Source organism: Aquimarina sp. BL5, assembly GCF_003443675.1.
GTDB lineage: Bacteria > Bacteroidota > Bacteroidia > Flavobacteriales > Flavobacteriaceae > Aquimarina.
The window spans coordinates 4,843,495-4,861,881 of the sequence record NZ_CP031963.1 but is presented as its reverse complement, the minus strand read 5'-3'; the positions used below and the strand labels follow the sequence as shown (position 1 = coordinate 4,861,881).

The window sequence follows — 18,387 nt, the reverse complement described above, 5'->3', positions numbered from 1 at the left end:
ATTTCGATTTGGGTTATGAATTTATCAATCAAAAACCTGATCCAGTATTAAATGATATCAAGCTTAAATTCTGAAGTAAATTTAAAGTAGAAAACAGTGTTGTTTTTAATCCAAAAAAGTAAATTATTGACCTTAATCCTTTGCTTTGATTTTTTTTCTGTATTCCGTTGGTAAAATTCCATAACGTTCAGAAAATATTTTCGAGAAGTAGCTTCGACTTTTAAAACCAATATTATACACTATCTCAGAAATAGAATCATCTGTATTTTTTATGTAGTCCCTGGAGATTTCTAGTTTTAACTGTCTTATATATTCGTTTACAGATTTAGAATATAAAACCCTGAATCCAAGTTGTAATTTTTTAGGACTCATACCTGCCTTGGTTGCCAAAGATTGTACTGACAATGGTTCTGAAATATTATCAATGATAAATCCTGATAAATTATGAATCTTTTTGATATCCTCTTTAGAAAGTGATTCCGGCAACGCTAAATCGTTTTCATAATTGTTATGCTCTAGCATCTGCATGGCCAGAATCAAATTGAGTTGCCCCTCGATAGAAAGCGTGCGTACGATACCACTTTCATAACTTTCCTGTAACTGCTTGATCTGATCCGCTATCTTAAGGTTATAATTACCATAATGTTTATATGGCGATTTTTCGTTTTCTTCAGTAAAAGCAGCGAATAAACTTTTACTCAAATAAGATAAGTTGTTGTTCTTTTTCTTAGCATATTCGCCTGGTAACACATAAATAAAATTGACTTTAACAGCTGCAGTTTTAGGAAAAATATAGGTTTCCTTAGAAAACTTTTGGGTAGATATAATTATATTCTGATATCGTTCGAAAGTATATGGCCTTTCCTCGGTATTATTCGTATAATCAAGTTTACCTTCGGATATAAAAATAAATTCTATAGGGTTGGCTTTTTTAATACTGAATACAATTTTAGTGTCTTGAACAAAACTAACATCATAATCTACTAAAGAAACTCCCCAATCAAATACAATACTACGCACAACTCCTTTTCCGAATTCATTATCGAATTCTAGAACATGTTCTCCCCATTGATCGGTTAATTTCCCTTTCAAATGGGCATTAAGTTGTTCTAAAATTTCTACACCATCTATGCTATGTATCTCAATTTTTTGCATTCTATTTCTAAATTCTATGCTATATTTTATGCTTTGTGCAAAGAAATTAGATTTAGAGTAAACAGATTAACAATTTTGAAACATATACTAACACTATTGATCAGTTTAAGACTAATGGGATAATGAATTTTTGCAGTTAAAAAGAGTTTTATTGATTATTTTATTAACGTTAAACGTTTTATGCAGATTTGGAATCATCTTTTTTATTCCGCACCTGATTTAAGTATTGTTTTGGACTTATACCAAAACGTTTTTTAAATAGTTTAGCAAAATAACTTCTGGAGTTGATACCTACTTTATACGTAATCTCAGTAATATTAAGGTCAGAAGATTCTAGTAATTCCTTAGCTGTATCTATTCTGTAGTTTTTGATATACTCGTTTACTGATGTTTTGTATAGTTGCTTAAAACCATTTTGCAATGTATTTTGATTAAGCCCCACACGCTTTGCTATATCTACGATATTACCGATGCTATCAATTTCATCCCTAATGATAGAAACGGCATCTTCTATACTCTCTATAGTAGCTTGCCGTAAAATTAATCTTTTATCCGGTTCATTAAGGTCATCAAGATATTGTTGTAATTGATGTGTTAATATTTCGTACGCCTTTCCTTCTAGATAAACTTGGCGCATAAAGCCGGTAAGCTCACACTCTGTGAATTCTGAAATAAACTTAGAAATCTCAAGACTATAATAATTCTTATAATAAAATTGATTGATCCCATTTACATCTCTAAACAACTCTATAAGATCTTCGTTCATATTCGGTAGAAAAGATTCTATTTTTTCCTCAAATAATTTTCTATTGATCTCAATACTAAAAATACAAATAGGCGTATTCGCTGGAGTTTTAAAAATATGATTGTTTTTGGAAGTACTAGAAATCATTGCATTTTCTAGTCTACGTATTTCATGAAACTCTTCGCTATTTTCAAACTTATGATAAAAACCAGATTCCCTGTTAAACATGATTTTTAAAGGATGAACAATTCCTTTGGCCAATTCATAGTTAAACTCCTTTTTCAATAAATAATCAGTTTCTACAACTCCGATTCCAAAATCAAACTGATAAGATTTCATATATCCGGAACCAAATTCCTCAGGTAATCGCACACAATATTCGTGTTGAGAATTCTCATAATCTATTCCAAGACTATCAGCTAAATCAATCACTAAATTTTTAACGTGATAGTCTTGCACTTCTATTTTTTTCTTCATCTATCTTGATTGTTGAAAGCTATGCGTATAAAGATACTTCTAATTTAACCATTTCGAGTGAGAAATAGGTCTTACACTGTAATGGAGTTAACAATCTTAGTGATACAGTTAATGCTATACCTAATAATTTAAGAAATTTACATTGTAAAAATTTGAGAATCGAATTGCTCTAAAGTAAAGAGCTATTACTAATTAAAACTATCACTATGTTACGTTACACTATTATCTTTGTTATTCTGGCAATTGTTGCCGGTATATTCGGTTTTGGAGGTATTGCCGCAGGAGCAGCCAGTATTGCTAAAATCTTATTCTTTATATTTATAGTGCTCTTTATTTTATCTCTAATATTTGGTAAAAGATTCAAAGCATAACTAACCTTAAATTTAAAAATCATGAAAAAAATAATAATATCATTTGCAGCACTTTGTTTAATTGTTGCAAGTACAAGTTGTAGAGAAAAGAAAAGTACAGGAGAAAAAATAGAAGATGCAGTAGAAGAAGTAGGTGATGCAGTAGAAGATGGTGCAGAAGAGGTTAAAGATGCTGTTGAAGATGTGACTGATGATAATTAACCATAATAAAGCAAAGCCATTAGTACAAACAGGTAAATTCAAGTAATTACCTGTTTGTACTAATTGTTTTATGAATTAATAATTATGTTAAGACTAAAAAGGATACTTCTTTTTAAAGTAGGATATAAAAGAATAGCAACCTATGCTATCCTTTTCTTTTTTCTACTATTTTTCTTAATGTGCTTCTACTTTCTTATCATTTTTAACATCATAGGATAATAAAAAAACAAATTAATGGAATCAAATTTTGATGTCAACGAAAATAAATATAAAGAGATTTATAAAAAAAAAGGATATACGTCAGATTATATTTTACATCAAAATAAACTTATCGATGTTTCTAATTCTAAAGAATTTAAACCTAACGAAGTATATGTAATCGCAAGATACCTGTTCGAAGGAATTAAAAATCCTGGAGATACTTCTGTTCTATATATACTCAAAACTATCAACGGATCAAAAGGAACTTTTATTCAAAGAAATAACCTCAAAGAAGATCGAGATTTAGTAGCAAACTTCTTTGATGATATACCAGAGGAAAACATTTCAAAAAAAGATAATTTACTTTAATTCCGAAGGAAATTATCTTTTTTTTAAGATAATTTTCTTGACATATCGGCGCTATTTGAATCGGTTAAATTAATAAAATCAGAAGGAGCTTTAATTAGATAGAAACTATTTCCCATAATTAAAATAGGGAACCAAACCACCTCTGGATGATTTTGAATGATCTTTATCCAATCTTCTGGCTTAAGTTTAACTTTTGGATCGTACAACTTTCTATAGTTAGGAAATTCTTTCTGGATCAAATCCGAAATATCCAAATTAAGACCATCTGCAATTTCCAACCATTGTGTTCCGGTAATATTGGTTTTTGAAGTGTCAATGGCTAAGATATCTTTATCAGATGATTTTACGTAACTGTAAGTTTGCTTACCTAATGAAATACCTGAGTTATAAATTAGTGTAATTTTATTTTTATCGGTAGAAATGACCCCCATATTATTTAAATTTTTACTTTTAATAAAAATAAAAATCACTACCAAACTTTAATAATCCAATAGCTATAAATAGTAACCCATTTAAAAATCATAGCAATTGTCACACTCATTTAAAATATTATTAATATGATCATCACAATTGGCCTATATAGCACTATTACTCTTTTAGCTATTCTACATATTATTCTTTACGGATCTAGACCTACAAAATCCTTAAGTTGGCTTCTTATTGTCTTAATTTTTCCATTTTTAGGAATCATATTATATATTGTTTTTGGCATAAACCGAAGAAGATTTAAGTTTTTTAAACTCAAACAGACCGTTAGAAGGCGTTTATATGATGAAAATTTTCGAAATCGATTGGTCAAAGAACAAAAAATAGAATTTGAAAACAAGAAGAGCTCGAAGTTATCTAAATTATTACGAAATAGTTCAAATTTTGCTACCCAACCCGCAAATCAAGTTAAAGTGCTCCAAAATGGGAAAGAGACTTTTGATTCTATTTTTAAAGAACTTCAAAAAGCTGAGAAATTCATACACCTCCAATACTACATTTTTGAAGAAGGAGAATTATTTGACAAACTTTATTCTTTATTAAAAGAAAAACTGGAAAACAATGTCGAAGTACGAATTTTATATGATGCTATAGGCAGTTATTCATTACGCAAAAAAGCGATTAAAAAATTTAAGGATATAGGAGCGAGCGTATATCCAATAATGCCCCTACATTTTGGGAGTATTTTGTTTACTTTAAATTATCGAAATCATCGTAAAATTATAATCATAGATGGTAAAGTTGGTTTTACAGGAGGTGTTAATATTTCTGACAAATATATTAATCCCAAATCAGAACTGGGAATTTGGGATGACACACACTTATATCTGAATGGTCCAGCAGTGGATAGCCTACATCGAGTGTTTATCAAAGATTATTATTTTGCTAGTAATGAAGAGTTATTATTAACTAATAAATACCTCCCCGAAACTAAGAAACAGGGAGATGTAGCGGTCCAGATTGTAGCAGGTGGGCCTGATGCAGATCATCCTTCGATTATGCAGCAATATATTACCATGATTAATCTCGCTGAAGAATATATTTATATTTCTAACCCATATTTCATTCCAAACAATGCGATGCTTGAAGCTCTTAGAATAGCGGCTTTAAGTGGAGTAACCATTAAATTATTAGTGCCAAAAAAATCAGATTCCTGGTTGGCTAAATATAGTATGCTATCCTTTTTTGAAGAATTATTGTTTCTAGGAATTGAGATCTACCAACAAAAAGATGATTTCTTACATAGCAAAGTCATTATAATGGATGGTGAAATTGCTTCTGTAGGTTCAGGTAATTTTGATCACCGAAGTTTTGAACATAATTTTGAAACTAACGCCTTGATCTATGACACACCTATCGCAGAAAGCATTTGTCAAGATTTTATCGCAGATTGCCGAGAGAGTATATTATTGAAGTATGATACTTATAAAAGACGGGGGATAAAACGAAAATTATCTGAAGGTATTGCAAGATTCTTTAGTCCTTTATTATAGTTAGCATCAAAGTATTCTTTTATAATTTCTTAAATTCTGTTAAACTATATCTCCCTAATGAAATGGGTTAAAAACTCCGTTTTTTGAGTCAATCATCAATATGCGTTAACTGTAATTTTGAGCAAATAAAAATTACAAACAAAAACGTAAAATGATGAAAAAAACAACTTTATTTTTAAGCTTTATTTTCTGCAGTATCAGCCTATTTGCACAAGAAATAGAAAATAGATTTCAATTTGGAGCGCGTGCTGGTATCAACTTTTCAACGATTACAGGAGATGATTTCGAGGATCCAAATTCGAGAACTAGTTTTTATGCAGGTCTTGTCGCAGAAACTTTTGTTACAGAAAAATTTGCGTTACAAGGAGAAGTTTTCTACTCTGGGCAAGGATTTGATATTGAAGAAACAACTTTTGCCGGAGTAACAGTAACTCCTGAAGCGGAATTCCAAATTGATTACATCCAAGTGCCACTTTTAGCAAAAATCTATTTGATCGAAGGATTAAACATTCATGCAGGACCTCAATTTGGATTTAAAATTAATGAAGAGATTGATACTGATCCAACCGGAGATGGCGGAGATTTTGACACTGATCGAATTAAAGATTTTGATTTTCAATTGGCTGCTGGTGCAGAATTTAAATTTGCCAAAAGCTTTTTTATCCAAGCAAGATATACCTATGGCTTTTCTGAAGTGGTAGAAGATACTGATGCACATAATTCTACTTTCTCGGCTGGTATTGGATTCATGTTTTAGAAAGTTTTTACTATTATAATTATGAATAATGAGGCTCGCCAAATGGTGGGCCTTTTTGTTTACTAAATCCCCGAAAAGGTTAAAGAATATGGTATTTGAGTTAATCAATAAATCTGATTTGTTTTAATTTAAAATTTCTTAATCTTATAGTACAAAATGAAACAAAGCCACTTATTCCTTATAATAACCGTACTCTCATTCTAAACCTTGAACGCTCAAGATTATCCGCTACAACCTACTTTAATGGGCGTTAAAGGAGGTGCGAATTTTTCTACTGTCTATTCAGAAAATATCAATGATCTTGATTTCAGAACTGATTTTTATGCCGGATTAGCGGTGGAAGCAATGTTAACTGACAAATTTGGATTTCAGGTGGAAGCATTCTACTCAAGGTAAGGGTTTACATCTAACGAATCGCTTCAAACAGAAAAGATAGCGGTAAAAATAGATTATATTCAATTTCCTATTCTGGCAAAAGCTTACCTATTAAAAGGACTTAATATACAAGCAGGAATACAACTCGGGTTTAAAACTGATGAAGAAGTGAATAATAGTTTATCAATAAATGACGTAGATCTAGAATCAGATACTATAAGAGATTTTGACTTTCAATTAGTCTCTGGGATTGAATACAAATTCAAAAATGGATTTTTCATGCAAGCCAGATATAGTTATGGACTATCAGAAATTATTAATGATTTAGAAGTATATAGCTCTGTGTTATCCGTTGGAATTGGGTTTATGCTCTATTAATGAAATAATTTATGCTATATTTTAAACTTTAACCCACCTCGAATATAAAAACTATTTTGATCATTAATTGTGAGTACATTTTCCTGATCATCATTACGTAAACGTATATCATTTACAACCGTAAAACCAGCATAAGAATATAAAACCAAGTGATCCGAGAGATATCTTTCATATCCTAGTCCAGCAAGTACAATTGTCATTGAAATATTGTTCGCTATTTTCTGTTCGGAGGTTACGATATCTGTGAAATTTCGATTATTTTGAATATTAGCAAAGAAGCCATCTAATGTAACAAAGCTCTGGAAAGCATTTTTCTTTTTAAAGCGATATTTAATATTAGATTTTGGGACTCCTAAAACAAACGACCAATTAGGACGAAACTCCCGATAGTAATTTATAAAGGGTAATGGAAAAGGTCTTCCAGCAGTTGTAGAATATCGCATCCCCAAAATAAGGCGCCAAGGTTTTGAGACAGCCTCTTTTGTTTTATCCTTTACGAAAAAAATCGAACCTGTAAACAAAATATCTTCCGCACCTACCCCTTCTCCCTCAAAATTAGAAGCTACTATAGCTCCCGTCTGTGCTGCAAAGCGCCAGTTGTTTTTTAACAAAAAAGTGTATGTCAGACTACCCTCAAACGAACTGAACCGTTCTAATTCATTAGTATCAAAAGCAGTTTCATCTCTATAAATAAAATTCACGTTTCTATATTCGATACCAGGTACCAGATAGCTTCCTTTGTTATTCAATTTTATTGGATATTTAGCAAATACTCTGAGTCTCCGAAAAGAGTTATCGCTATCCTTTTGCGGAAAAAAAGTATATTCTACTCGTGCAAGATCAGAAACCTGAGATTTAACAGATACTGTAATAACCAATAATATAAGAAGTAGTATATGCTTAATCATAAAATGTTTTAAAATTTAAAAGCAAAAGAAAATGAAAATCTGGCTCCGTCTTCTCCAGTAAATAGATTAAAAGTTCCACTCATGGCATTCGCACTATTTATCCAAAAACCACCTCCATAATCACTATGCCATTTATCAGAAGTATCATTATCGGCAATCCACACTCGACCTGTATCGCCTCCAACAAATATTCCAATTTGTAATGGTAGAATTCGAGTTTTAAATTGATTAAAACTATATCGAATATCTGCACTACCAGCCAGTGAAGATTGTCCAGTAAAACGTTCCGTTCGATAACCTCTTAACAAGTTCTCATCCCCCAATTGTGCCGCTTGATAAAATTCATAATTTTCTCCGATATTAAATTGTCCTTGAGCTGCAGTTTTGAGAACCAACTTACGATTACGGGTTAGTGCGTTATAAAACCCAAGGTGTGGTTTGATATACCCAAAAGTTCGATCAGTATCTTCCACATTCATTCTTCCCCCGACGTTAACTTCAAGTTTCATTCCCCTGGTAGGATTGACAACCACATCATAACTTTCATATCTATAGGTTCCATCCAATCCAGCGAACCATTTGCGATCAAAAGCTTCTGGATTTTGTAAACCTGCTTCCTGAGTGATAAAACGATCTGGAGTATCATCCACCTCTATACCTTCTATAGAACCTTTATATTCAAAGTAACTACCTAAACGTCCATTTTTAACTGCTCCTAGAGAAACTCCATAAGTACTTAATCTCACTCGATTATAATCAAAATCTAATTCGTCTTGATTATTTTCTGTCTCATTTCCAAAACCAAAGAAATTTATTGCAAAACTAGGACTAGTGTATTTAAGACCGATCAACATATTATAATCTCCTAATATCCCCGCAAATTCACCACGATATCCAAGGTCAAAACCTTGTGTCGCAAAATAATATCCACCAGAAAGACTATGACTACTGGAAAAAGGATTTCTATGGAATCCATTAATTGTATACACTGCCATCGGACCTATACGCACACCGTCATCTGGATTAAAACCAATGACTGGTAATACAGAAGAAGTAGTTAACACACCTTCATTCTTATCAAAATTATTAATTTGATAATTATCTGTAAATCTAATTCTTGCTCCACCTTTTTTCTCAATGGTATTAGGCTTACTCTTGTGATCATACACAGCAATTTTACGACCTTTTTTAAATCGATAAATGTCGTTATTCTGCCCTCCAATAATATTGATTTTTATAGGATTATCTACTTTTCCACTTGACTCAAAAACATCATCATCATCTAGCCCATAAATCCAAATTTCTTTGGTTTCTTTCTTATCAAATATTTTATCACTTACAATTTTCCCTTTTAGACCATCCTTAATTCTGGAAACTGTTACTCTAGTCTTCCCTTTCTTCATCCGATAAATCTCTATAAGATCATCTTTATCCGTACCCATTACAATAGCTAGACTAGTAAGATAATCATAGTATCGATCTGCGATATCAACTATATTTTGTCTTCTTCCTTTTAGGTTCTTCTTAATATTATCTAAGTCCTCTCCTTTTGCTTCAGTAGGAATATTCAGAAAAGCACTTTCTATAGCTGTATCTGTAAGATTTTGTTGTATGTATGTTGCTTGCTTTAGCCACTCATCTCTTCCACTATTTCTAATCAAAGTACGATCTAATCTAGTAGCAGAAGAATTAATCCACTTTACATCTTTTAATTCCTCATCATAAACCTGAAATTGATTTGCAAATCCCATTAATCCTCTCAAAGTTCCTAAAAACCCTCCATCAAAATTAGAAAAGGCTTGATCTCTATCCCTTGGTATAGGTTTAAAAATATGATCTCCATTTTCCCGTTCATATTCTGCCCATCTCCATTGATCTTGATGGCGATCCCAATCTCCAATTAACATATCAAAAATTCTGGCTCTTATATACGATGATTCATCTATTTTATATTTTTCATCTCTTCTCAATCTTTCATATACATCCGAAGTACTTTCTATGTCATCAGGTTTTCCAAAGGAAGCTAAATCTTTATGATTCTCTTCAGGTCGTTCCTCAATCATATACAATTCGTCTCCATAATCAACGTTGTATTTTCCTAAAGCATTTTGTTTTGGGACATAATACAGCTTAGGATTCGTATGAAAAACTCCAACAGCATCTGATAATTCAGGAATTACTGTAAAAATATATGGATGTCCTGCTGTATAAAAATCCAACAGAATATCTTCTGAAATAGTGTTTTCTAAAGATTCTTCTACATAGTTATTCTGAAAAACAGTAGATTGTAGAAATTTTATACCACTCTTTTTTAGAGCTCGCATATTGTACTCTTTACCATCTTTTCTTTTTAATCGTAATGATCTAGTTTGATGTCCTCCTCCTTTACGCACAACTTCTAACCCTCCATATAATGTATCCAAAATAGCAACTTTAGTTTGGATTTTTGTACCATATAAATCTCTATAATGATCCCCCCAAATGCTTTCATAAAACTCGGTTCGATCAGTACCTTCTTTTTCATAAATCGAAGCAGCAATAGTTGGTTGGGTTATTTCAGAAATAGAAGAAAGATCATATGTTGGAGTTTTTTCATAAATTTCTTTCTTGAAAAGCAATTCTGGCTTATTATTTTTACTGCCAAAAAACGAAGCCCATACAGCTCCATCTTTATAAACATCTAGCTTTACAAAACCTTGTCCTCCATAAGCAAAAAGTCCATCATTACTTAAAGTAGCGTATGAATTTTTAGCTCCAGCTCCAGAGACAATCTGCTTGATTCCATTATGTTCTATATACTGCAAAGAATGTTCGTGACCCGAAGCAAAAATGATTCGTTCTGATCCTTTAGCCAATGTTTCTAATCGCTTCACCAAAGATTTATATTGCTTGTTCTGATTATCCTGAGTGGATATTGCTCCTGCTGTACGGATTTGCATGGCCAGTGATCCCAAAATAGGTACTGGCACTTTTTTTTGTGATGGATATAGGTGTTTAACAGGAGCATATTTACCTCCGTGAACGCCATTAGTATATAAGGGATGGTGTAAAGCAAAAAGAATTGTTTTATCTTGATTTTTCTTGAATTCACTTTCTACCTCAAGAAACATCGCCTCGCGAGTTTTGATCTCTGGACAATTATCATTAACTGTTGGGTGTTTATCCCAATCTTCAAGATACCATTGTGAGTCTAGAATAATCAATTGGATATTATCTGTAATTTCTATACTTTCCAGTGCACAACCTTTTGATGGCCTAAACACTTTCTTATCTTTTAATTTCTCCTCAAAGTACTTTTCCTCTCGCTCTAATCCTTTTAAGCCCTCATTATACCAATCATGGTTGCCAGGAATGAAATAAACTTGCCCATCAAAATTTTTTACAGCATCTATTTGAGCATCTAAACGATGTTCTGCTATTTTTCTGTCTTTTTTATCCTTTTTAGGCATTCCATCAGGATATATATTATCCCCAAGAAAAATGGTATAGTTTCCTTTTTGTTTATGATTCTCTAAATATTTTTCTAAAGCTAATAGTGCAGAGGTACTCTGATCTGGTTTTGCATATCCAGCATCTCCAATTAGATAAAAAGTTTTTTCTATTTCTTTTTCTTCCAGTGCAACAGAATCATCAAAAGGTTCTCTGTATTTTGGTTCATACAATGCACAACCAGAAACAAAAATAGTAAGTATAATAAGAGTTATATATTTATAGTTCATAGACCGATCTTTTTAGTTTGAAATATTTTCTGACACAAAGTTTTCCCATTCGGCAAACTTTTCTTCGGACATAACACGTTCCATTTTTACTTGCCCTCCCTTTTTCTTTTGTGCCCCACTCCATTCTGAAAATATTGACATCGGCACTGTGGTCACTTTTACTCCTTTTAAAGCCTTACTTCTGGCTACTCTGTAATTCTTATTAGCCTTTTTAAGTACCTCATCTAGTGTTTCCGCTAAAACGTTGTTTTCTACAGAAGTTTCCGTACCCAAATACCAATGATGATGAAACTCGTCATTAATCCGTGTCGCTGCTAACGTAAACTCAGGAACTTCGATATCAAACTTTTCTTCAATCTCTCGTAAAGCGGTATTCATTTTATTAACTGATAATTGCGAACCAACAACATTTAGAAAAAACTTGGTGCGTCCTGTAATTCTAATTTCAGCTCTTACTACATCAGTAAACTCTATAGTATCTCCAATGATATATCTCCAAGCACCAGAAACAGTACTTATCAATAACACATAATCCTGATCTGTTTCTACTTCTGCTAATGTGATTGAGGGTGCATCTTGTTTTAAGGACCCATCTTGGTTGATATACTCCGGTTGAAAAGGAACGAATTCGAAATAAATACCATTATCTGTAATTAACTTCATCGCATCAGTTTCTGGACGTTCTTGATAGGCTATAAATCCTTCTGAAGCGAGATATGTATCGATTACGGTAATGGGATGTTCCAATAAATTATTAAAGCTTTTCTCATAAGGTGCAAAAGCTACTCCTCCAGAAGTATAGACTTGTAAGTTTGGCCAAATATCGTGTATAGTTTCAGCATTGTGATAGTCAATAACTTTCTGAAGCATTAACTCCATCCAGGATGGGATACCACTCAATGCTCCAATATCCCAATCTTTTGCTTTTTCTGCAATACGCTGAACACGTTTATCCCAATCATCAATTTTTGCAATATCACGACCAGGTTTATAAAACCCTTCAAACCAAAAAGGAATATTGCTAGCACTAATACCACTGATTTCTCCTTCGAGATGTCCATCTTTTTCTTGTAAATCAGTAGAGCTCCCCAACATCATGATTTCTTTTTCAAAGAATTCTGCAGGTAAATCAAAATTAGATAATGCTTCAACTTGTTTAATTCCCGCATTACGAATGGCTTCAATCATATCATTTGTAACCGGAATACGTTTACTTTTTTTTCCAGTAGTACCAGAACTCAATGCGAAATAATCAGGATTACTTGGCCAGGTTACATCCTCTTGACCATCAATCACTCTAGACCACCATTCTTTATGTAACTGATGGTAGTCGAAATAAGGTACTTTATCAGCGTATGCTTTTTGTAAATCTTCTGATTCGAGAACCTTATTGAACTCATATGTTTTACCAAAGGCAGTATCAGAAGCTGTTTTTAATAGCATCTCCAGTATTTTTTGTTGCGCTTCTACATGATTGGGTTCAGAGGTTAATGCCCCTTTTAAGTCAATTGCTCCTTTTATTAATGATCCTATAATTGCCATGTTTATTCTGTGATTTTATCTAAAATTTCTGGATTACCTACTTGTTCTACTAAATCTATACCTGTAAAGGCTATAATAAAAGCTAGTACCGATAGTATAATTCCTATGGTAAATACGATGTATGTTATTTTTAATAAAGTGTACTTCTTCTTCAACACCAATCCCAATAAATAAAGATCTTTGGTTAGCATTTTATATACATAGGACTTATCATTAATGATTTCATCAATTGCCCATTGATATCTTTCATAAGGCATTTTGTAAAAATTCCCAAAAAATAATAAGTTTACTTTTCTATTCTTTACCTGCTCTGTAGTAAACTCTCCTCCAGTTACTTTTGGTTGTGTAGACATTATTGATAAAATAATAGAGGCCACACTAAAGAGTACTAAAATTAAACTAGGAATCATTAAGTGACGATTGCTTGCTGCATCAAGTTTAGGAATTAGATTTGCTAGCGCCAATGAAATAATAATCGCGTTTACAGAAAGTAAGATATTAGCCTTCGTATCCGCTATATCACTTAACTTAATATGATTTCTTAGGGTGACTCTAAATAAGGTCTGAATACTTCTCTCCGGGCTTTCGTCTTTGTATTTTGCCTTAAGTTTTGCTTTGACAACCTCTTTTTTGTGTTTCTTTTTATTTTTCTTTTCTCTTTTAAGAAGATTTAATAAGTTTTTATTTTTTTCTGGTTCCCAATTTTCGACTGCATATCGGGTGTAGTATTTGTGTTGTTTAGAAAATAATTTTACATTTTCAGCTCTCCATTCTTTTCCAGAAAGTTCCGAAATACCTAGGAGTATTAGCTCCTGATGCAGAAGTTCACTCACTTCAGCAAAATAATCTTTAGCCAAATGAGAGCTGTCAGCATCTTTGATAATTTCTTCAAGAATAGTATTTGGCTTTTTCTCAAACTCTGTCGCCAAAATACAGTTTTCTATTATCGATATTGCCTTGTCACTTATTTGATGTTCTGATAAAAATTCTGATGCTATTCGTACACTTTCTTTTTCGTGGTTTTCTTCACCTTTAATATATCCTGCATCATGAAACCAAGCGGCAATCTGAACAGCTTCTGAGTCTTCATTACTAATATCAGTTTTTTCGATAATCTCTTTTACACTTTCTACAACTCTTTGTGTATGCAGAAAATTATGGTATAAATACGTCGTGGGTAATTGTTCCTTAAAGAGTTCGAATATGTAATTTTCTGCTTTTTCCAGTATAGCTTTCATTAGTATTCTTTTTAGTTAAATGATAGTTAGTTGAGTATATTCAAAGTTTCAATTTGTTTGTCTCTTGCTCCTTAACCAAAAGCAATATTTCATCAGGAGATAGATATAGTCTTCTAATACGTGCTTTATATTTTTCAGATAAGGAACTATGGTTAAGGATAAACTTTTTAGTTGCTAAGATGTAATCTTGCATCGCATGTGTTATTGCATAGGTATCTGCTATACGCTCTGCCTCTCTTATGTAATTTGGAGAAATCCAGTATTGTATTCCAAATAGCATAAGATTCAAACTACTTCTTCTATGATAATCCATAATATGACCTAACTCGTGCCCCAACCAACCTATCAATACATTTTCTGGGACATCTTTAATAGAGAGTTGTAAACTGTCTATTTTAAAAATTTCACTCATCAAAATGACATAAGCTCTTTTCTTTTTTGATCTAAAAATCGAAGAAAACTTTGGTTGCGCCTTCATAAATGACTTCTTAAGAGAAGACTTAAACTTAAATTCGATTCTCACTTCTTCTAATTCTGGATAATGTGATAATGCAATTCCAGCCTCCTTTATAATTGATAAAGGAATAATTTTGTTATTCAAATGTGAAGTGTCGAATGAAGCCATAATATTACTTATAGTCACTAAGTAGAGACTAAGAATTAAAATTATTTTTAAACTTTGTGAATATCGCATTACTGTTAGCAAGATAAATTAGAACTAGCAGAGACATTAATGCATATGATATAAAGGGTAACTCTTTTGATGGATATGGCTACTTTTTCATTAAAAGGAGCTTTTTTTTTGAATGTTATAATCAAAAATTACTGTAAATCATTGAAATAACTATCTAAATATAGAAGACGATCGGACAACCAAGATTCCATATAACTTAAATGATCAGATAATGCTACGTCCGAGGGCCAAATTAATGATTCTCTTTCGTACACTTTATTATTTGCGAAATAATCATAAGACTTCTTCAAGTTTTTAAATAACATTTCATTACTAAATTGTTCTTCTCTTAGAGAGAACCAGCGAGCTTTTAATCGGTTTCGATAGTTACTTGGATTCATTTTAAGCAATCTATCGAACAACCCATTGCTTAAAATATCATTTGTAGTTGGAATTCTTTTACCATCCTGAATAGTTCCTAAAACACCATCTAAATCCCAAGGCACATTAAAGTAAGGTGTTTTCTTATCATATCTCGCAACATAAAAGTTTTTCCCCAGATTATCCGTAGCACGAACAAGATTAATAAACAAAAAATAATCAATGGCATTATCTAAATCAAACTTTTTTGCTATTCTTTTCTTGAATGTGGAATCTTTAGATTTGATCACGAATTTTGTAAATCGATAAATGTTTTTCCATTGAGCTTTATAGTTTACAAAAGGATACTCTACCTCGTATCCTGCCCAATGGGGGAAAATATTTTTATATTTTGGTACCATCTTATACGCAGGAGCCCCATTATGACTTCCTGCCTTAAATAGCTCACCTCTTACTTTACCTTTTTTATACTTTTTGAGTTGTAAGAGTTTTCGATCTACTTGCTCCGTCAGCGCATGTATTCCGATATATTTTGAATCCAAAAAGACTTCTGCAAACATTAAATCAATACCACTTTTTGCCTTCTCTTCTTGAATTATATATGAAGGCTTGTAAATCGATAACCAAAGTTTATTGCAGAAATAAGATCGTAAACGAAGTGGTTCATTATACAACCCATCTAGAATCCAATCATCATCTTCTCTTAGGTCTCCAAACATCATATCAACCGAAGTTTCTCCTTGAGAGGTTTCCCAAAACTCTAAATCATAAGATTTTTTTGGGAATTTTAGTGAAATGTTACCTCGCAATTCAACGCCTGCTATAGCACTTTTAATACTATCTTGGTTAGCAAATGTAAATTGAGAAGGAACTTTTGGATCATCTTCTATAGCTTCTTCTGTAGTTATTTTAATAACAGGCAGTTGCGTAATATATAATTTAAATATTTCTCCATTATAGTTCACATCATAACTTTTTTCGTATGACAAACTATCTAATGATGAAGAAAATAAATAATCACCTTCAAAATTTATATTTAGCATATTGCTGTTAGAATCCGGAACGTCTGGGATCTTAAAATTCCATACAATAATTTTATGTTTCTGATCAATACCATAATTCTCTTTTTTAGGAATCATCATCTCAATATTTTGAGAATGCATTTGAGAATGATTTACAAGTATCAATATATATATGAGTAGTCGTTTTTTTTTAAACTTCATTGAGTTTATTTAGTAGACATTTTTTTCTAAGACAAATATTGAAACAAATAGTGTTTAAATATGACGTAATCCCTAGAAGTTTTGACTGTATCCATAAATCACCATTAAGTTACATACTTTTTGACTACTTTGAAGTTTATTATGAGTTTGATTTTATGATTTTCAAATTAACTAATATCATTATCCTACTTTTCTAAACAACATATGCTCAAGAAAAAATTGAAAACGATACAAAAAAAATAAAACCAAAACTCATCATAAGTATTTTGATCAATTAAATGCGTTATGATTTTTCATCCTCCTTTTATAATTGATTTAATGAGGACGGGTTAAAAATATTGATAAAGTGTATAGAATAAATCAATTAGAAAACAGAAGCGATACATATAGAGCAGAGGTGCTAATCCCTGTAGAATTTTATCAAAAGAAAAGTGTATCTATTCTTTATACACTTACCTCATCAATAATTGCCTGTTCTAAGACTTATTCTTCTCAAAGAATTGAACCCACCTACGATTCCCAAACCTCTGTACTATTTTACAGGAAAAGGGATACTACGGGAAGTAACAAATATAAGTACATGAAATATTACAAATGAAATCATCGATTAACTTACCTTAGTATTATGAATCATATACTGATACCTTTAAAATCATTCTTTAAGATTCTCGTAGCTACCTATAAAAATTGGAATGCTAATGAGCCTTTCCAAATGAGTGCAGCGGTAAGCTATTATGCGCTGTTTTCTTTTCCTGCCTTACTTATTATCATCATCCAGACGACCGGACTGTTTTATGAAAAAAATGAAATAAAAAGTAAAATTACTAAAGAAATATCAATTGTTTTAGGAACAGATGCAGCTCAAACTGTAGAAATTATGCTAAAAAATGCTATTGACCAAGAACAACCTACCTTATTAATCATCATTGGTATTTTCACACTTCTTTATGGAGCAACAGGAATGTTTATTGCTTTACAAAAAGCATTAAATACGATTTGGGGTGTTAAGCCTAAACCCAAAAGCGAAATATTAAAAATGGTTAGAGACCGAATTTTTTCCTTAGGATTGATCCTAATGATTGGTCTTTTGCTATTAACATCATTGGTATTGACAACTTTGGTAACTGCAACTACAAATTGGATAGGCAGGCATTTCCCAGATATTATCATTTATGTTATTCTCATTATCAATTTTCTACTATCTATTATTTTAACCACAGTACTATTTGCAATGATATTTAAAGTCTTACCTGATGTGAAAATGAAATGGAGGTACGTGTGGTTAGGCGCTTTCGTAACTACAATTTTATTTAGTATTGGTAAATATGCTTTAAGTATTTATTTTGGAACCGTCAATCCTGGATCCACGTTTGGTGCCGCAGGATCTGTAATATTAATACTGTTGTGGGTTTCGTATTCTAGTCTAATTTTATTCTTTGGAGCAGAATTCACAAAAGTGCTTGCCCTAGCATATGGATCAGGAATAAAACCTTCTTCGTATGCAGAGAAAGTTTCTTAATCATATAACTTCTTATCATAATGATTTGAAATATTTATAACACAATCTCTTCAAACAATAGGAGAAAACTGCTTCTTTTCTAAAAGGAATGGAAGTTATAGTCTCTTAAGTATTTTTTTTTAATCAGTCATAAATTGAAAATAATTAATTTTTAATCTAAAAAAAGTAAACTTCTC

At 31.8% G+C, this 18,387-nt stretch carries 17 protein-coding genes and 1 pseudogene; 9 read left to right on the top strand and 9 right to left on the bottom strand.

Annotated elements, in window-relative coordinates:
* Positions 1-132: 132 nt before the first annotated feature.
* Both D1818_RS20305 and D1818_RS20300 read right to left on the bottom strand, forming a co-directional pair.
* Positions 133-1,155 carry an AraC family transcriptional regulator gene (locus tag D1818_RS20305; RefSeq protein ID WP_118461224.1) on the bottom strand — a complete coding sequence of 341 codons (1,023 nt, stop codon included), beginning with the start codon at positions 1,153-1,155 and terminating at the stop codon, positions 133-135.
* Between the two features lie 178 nt (positions 1,156-1,333).
* Positions 1,334-2,377, bottom strand: a complete 1,044-nt coding sequence (locus D1818_RS20300) for an AraC family transcriptional regulator (RefSeq protein WP_118461222.1) — start codon at positions 2,375-2,377, stop codon at positions 1,334-1,336.
* A 206-nt stretch (positions 2,378-2,583) separates the two neighbouring features.
* On the opposite strand from D1818_RS20300, the gene D1818_RS20295 reads away from it, so the two are divergent.
* The 3 genes from D1818_RS20295 to D1818_RS20285 all read left to right on the top strand — a co-directional run bounded on the left by D1818_RS20295 (position 2,584) and on the right by D1818_RS20285 (position 3,519).
* A complete protein-coding gene (locus D1818_RS20295) occupies positions 2,584-2,748 on the top strand; it encodes a DUF1328 domain-containing protein (protein ID WP_118461219.1) in 165 nt (54 codons plus the stop codon).
* 21 nt (positions 2,749-2,769) lie between these two features.
* Complete coding sequence (locus tag D1818_RS20290; protein ID WP_118461217.1) at positions 2,770-2,949, top strand: hypothetical protein; 180 nt, start codon at positions 2,770-2,772, stop codon at positions 2,947-2,949.
* A 234-nt stretch (positions 2,950-3,183) separates the two neighbouring features.
* Entirely contained in the window at positions 3,184-3,519 is a 336-nt protein-coding gene (locus D1818_RS20285) for a hypothetical protein (RefSeq protein ID WP_118461215.1), read from the top strand.
* 23 nt (positions 3,520-3,542) lie between these two features.
* Here the strand turns inward: D1818_RS20285 and D1818_RS20280 are convergent, their stop codons facing one another.
* On the bottom strand, positions 3,543-3,950 hold the full coding sequence (locus D1818_RS20280; RefSeq protein ID WP_118461213.1) for an arsenate reductase family protein: 408 nt from the start codon (positions 3,948-3,950) through the stop codon (positions 3,543-3,545).
* A gap of 126 nt (positions 3,951-4,076) precedes the next feature.
* Between D1818_RS20280 and cls the strand changes: the two genes are divergently transcribed.
* From cls to D1818_RS20265, 4 genes and pseudogenes are all read left to right on the top strand, one after another.
* The gene (gene cls, locus D1818_RS20275) at positions 4,077-5,498 is read left to right on the top strand and encodes a cardiolipin synthase (RefSeq protein ID WP_118461211.1); all 1,422 of its coding nucleotides are present in this window, start codon (positions 4,077-4,079) and stop codon (positions 5,496-5,498) included.
* Positions 5,499-5,652: 154 nt separating this feature from the next.
* The gene (locus D1818_RS20270) at positions 5,653-6,255 is read left to right on the top strand and encodes a porin family protein (RefSeq protein ID WP_118461209.1); all 603 of its coding nucleotides are present in this window, start codon (positions 5,653-5,655) and stop codon (positions 6,253-6,255) included.
* Between the two features lie 207 nt (positions 6,256-6,462).
* Entirely contained in the window at positions 6,463-6,651 is a 189-nt protein-coding gene (locus tag D1818_RS25500; RefSeq protein ID WP_147406205.1) for a PorT family protein, read from the top strand.
* Between the two features lie 21 nt (positions 6,652-6,672).
* Positions 6,673-7,008, top strand: a pseudogene (locus D1818_RS20265) (porin family protein); the annotation flags it as partial.
* A 14-nt stretch (positions 7,009-7,022) separates the two neighbouring features.
* On the opposite strand, the gene D1818_RS20260 reads toward D1818_RS20265, so the two are convergent.
* From D1818_RS20260 to D1818_RS20235, 6 genes are all read right to left on the bottom strand, one after another.
* Positions 7,023-7,916: a hypothetical protein gene (locus tag D1818_RS20260; RefSeq protein WP_118461205.1), complete on the bottom strand. Its 894-nt coding sequence runs from the start codon at positions 7,914-7,916 to the stop codon at positions 7,023-7,025.
* Positions 7,917-7,924: 8 nt separating this feature from the next.
* Complete coding sequence (locus D1818_RS20255) at positions 7,925-11,635, bottom strand: metallophosphoesterase (RefSeq protein ID WP_118461203.1); 3,711 nt, start codon at positions 11,633-11,635, stop codon at positions 7,925-7,927.
* Between the two features lie 12 nt (positions 11,636-11,647).
* Positions 11,648-13,177, bottom strand: a complete 1,530-nt coding sequence (locus tag D1818_RS20250) for a GH3 auxin-responsive promoter family protein (protein ID WP_118461202.1) — start codon at positions 13,175-13,177, stop codon at positions 11,648-11,650.
* A 2-nt stretch (positions 13,178-13,179) separates the two neighbouring features.
* On the bottom strand, positions 13,180-14,415 hold the full coding sequence (locus tag D1818_RS20245) for a Pycsar system effector family protein (protein WP_118461200.1): 1,236 nt from the start codon (positions 14,413-14,415) through the stop codon (positions 13,180-13,182).
* A 40-nt stretch (positions 14,416-14,455) separates the two neighbouring features.
* The gene (locus D1818_RS20240) at positions 14,456-15,040 is read right to left on the bottom strand and encodes a M48 family metalloprotease (protein ID WP_118463969.1); all 585 of its coding nucleotides are present in this window, start codon (positions 15,038-15,040) and stop codon (positions 14,456-14,458) included.
* A gap of 197 nt (positions 15,041-15,237) precedes the next feature.
* Positions 15,238-16,632, bottom strand: coding sequence for a CotH kinase family protein (locus tag D1818_RS20235; RefSeq protein ID WP_162897290.1), 1,395 nt, complete (start codon positions 16,630-16,632; stop codon positions 15,238-15,240).
* A 406-nt stretch (positions 16,633-17,038) separates the two neighbouring features.
* Here D1818_RS20235 and D1818_RS20230 point away from each other — a divergent pair, with 406 nt between their 5' ends.
* The gene (locus D1818_RS20230) at positions 17,039-17,290 is read left to right on the top strand and encodes a hypothetical protein (RefSeq protein WP_118461196.1); all 252 of its coding nucleotides are present in this window, start codon (positions 17,039-17,041) and stop codon (positions 17,288-17,290) included.
* 27 nt (positions 17,291-17,317) lie between these two features.
* Positions 17,318-18,211: a YihY/virulence factor BrkB family protein gene (locus D1818_RS20225; RefSeq protein WP_118461194.1), complete on the top strand. Its 894-nt coding sequence runs from the start codon at positions 17,318-17,320 to the stop codon at positions 18,209-18,211.
* The last annotated feature ends 176 nt before the right edge of the window (positions 18,212-18,387 follow it).

Excerpts from the sequence above, each read along its gene's own strand:
- D1818_RS20270 (WP_118461209.1), top strand. The coding sequence starts at position 5,653 with ATGAAAAAAACAACTTTATTTTTAAGCTTTATTTTCTGCAGTATCAGC.
- D1818_RS20300 (WP_118461222.1), bottom strand. The coding sequence starts at position 2,377 with ATGAAGAAAAAAATAGAAGTGCAAGACTATCACGTTAAAAATTTAGTG.
- D1818_RS20295 (WP_118461219.1), top strand. The coding sequence starts at position 2,584 with ATGTTACGTTACACTATTATCTTTGTTATTCTGGCAATTGTTGCCGGT.
- D1818_RS20255 (WP_118461203.1), bottom strand. The coding sequence starts at position 11,635 with ATGAACTATAAATATATAACTCTTATTATACTTACTATTTTTGTTTCT.
- D1818_RS20305 (WP_118461224.1), bottom strand. The coding sequence starts at position 1,155 with ATGCAAAAAATTGAGATACATAGCATAGATGGTGTAGAAATTTTAGAA.
- D1818_RS20225 (WP_118461194.1), top strand. The coding sequence starts at position 17,318 with ATGAATCATATACTGATACCTTTAAAATCATTCTTTAAGATTCTCGTA.
- D1818_RS20235 (WP_162897290.1), bottom strand. The coding sequence starts at position 16,632 with ATGCATTCTCAAAATATTGAGATGATGATTCCTAAAAAAGAGAATTAT.
- D1818_RS20280 (WP_118461213.1), bottom strand. The coding sequence starts at position 3,950 with ATGGGGGTCATTTCTACCGATAAAAATAAAATTACACTAATTTATAAC.
- D1818_RS20240 (WP_118463969.1), bottom strand. The coding sequence starts at position 15,040 with ATGGCTTCATTCGACACTTCACATTTGAATAACAAAATTATTCCTTTA.
- D1818_RS20260 (WP_118461205.1), bottom strand. The coding sequence starts at position 7,916 with ATGATTAAGCATATACTACTTCTTATATTATTGGTTATTACAGTATCT.
- D1818_RS20285 (WP_118461215.1), top strand. The coding sequence starts at position 3,184 with ATGGAATCAAATTTTGATGTCAACGAAAATAAATATAAAGAGATTTAT.
- D1818_RS20290 (WP_118461217.1), top strand. The coding sequence starts at position 2,770 with ATGAAAAAAATAATAATATCATTTGCAGCACTTTGTTTAATTGTTGCA.
- D1818_RS20250 (WP_118461202.1), bottom strand. The coding sequence starts at position 13,177 with ATGGCAATTATAGGATCATTAATAAAAGGAGCAATTGACTTAAAAGGG.
- cls (WP_118461211.1), top strand. The coding sequence starts at position 4,077 with ATGATCATCACAATTGGCCTATATAGCACTATTACTCTTTTAGCTATT.
- D1818_RS20245 (WP_118461200.1), bottom strand. The coding sequence starts at position 14,415 with ATGAAAGCTATACTGGAAAAAGCAGAAAATTACATATTCGAACTCTTT.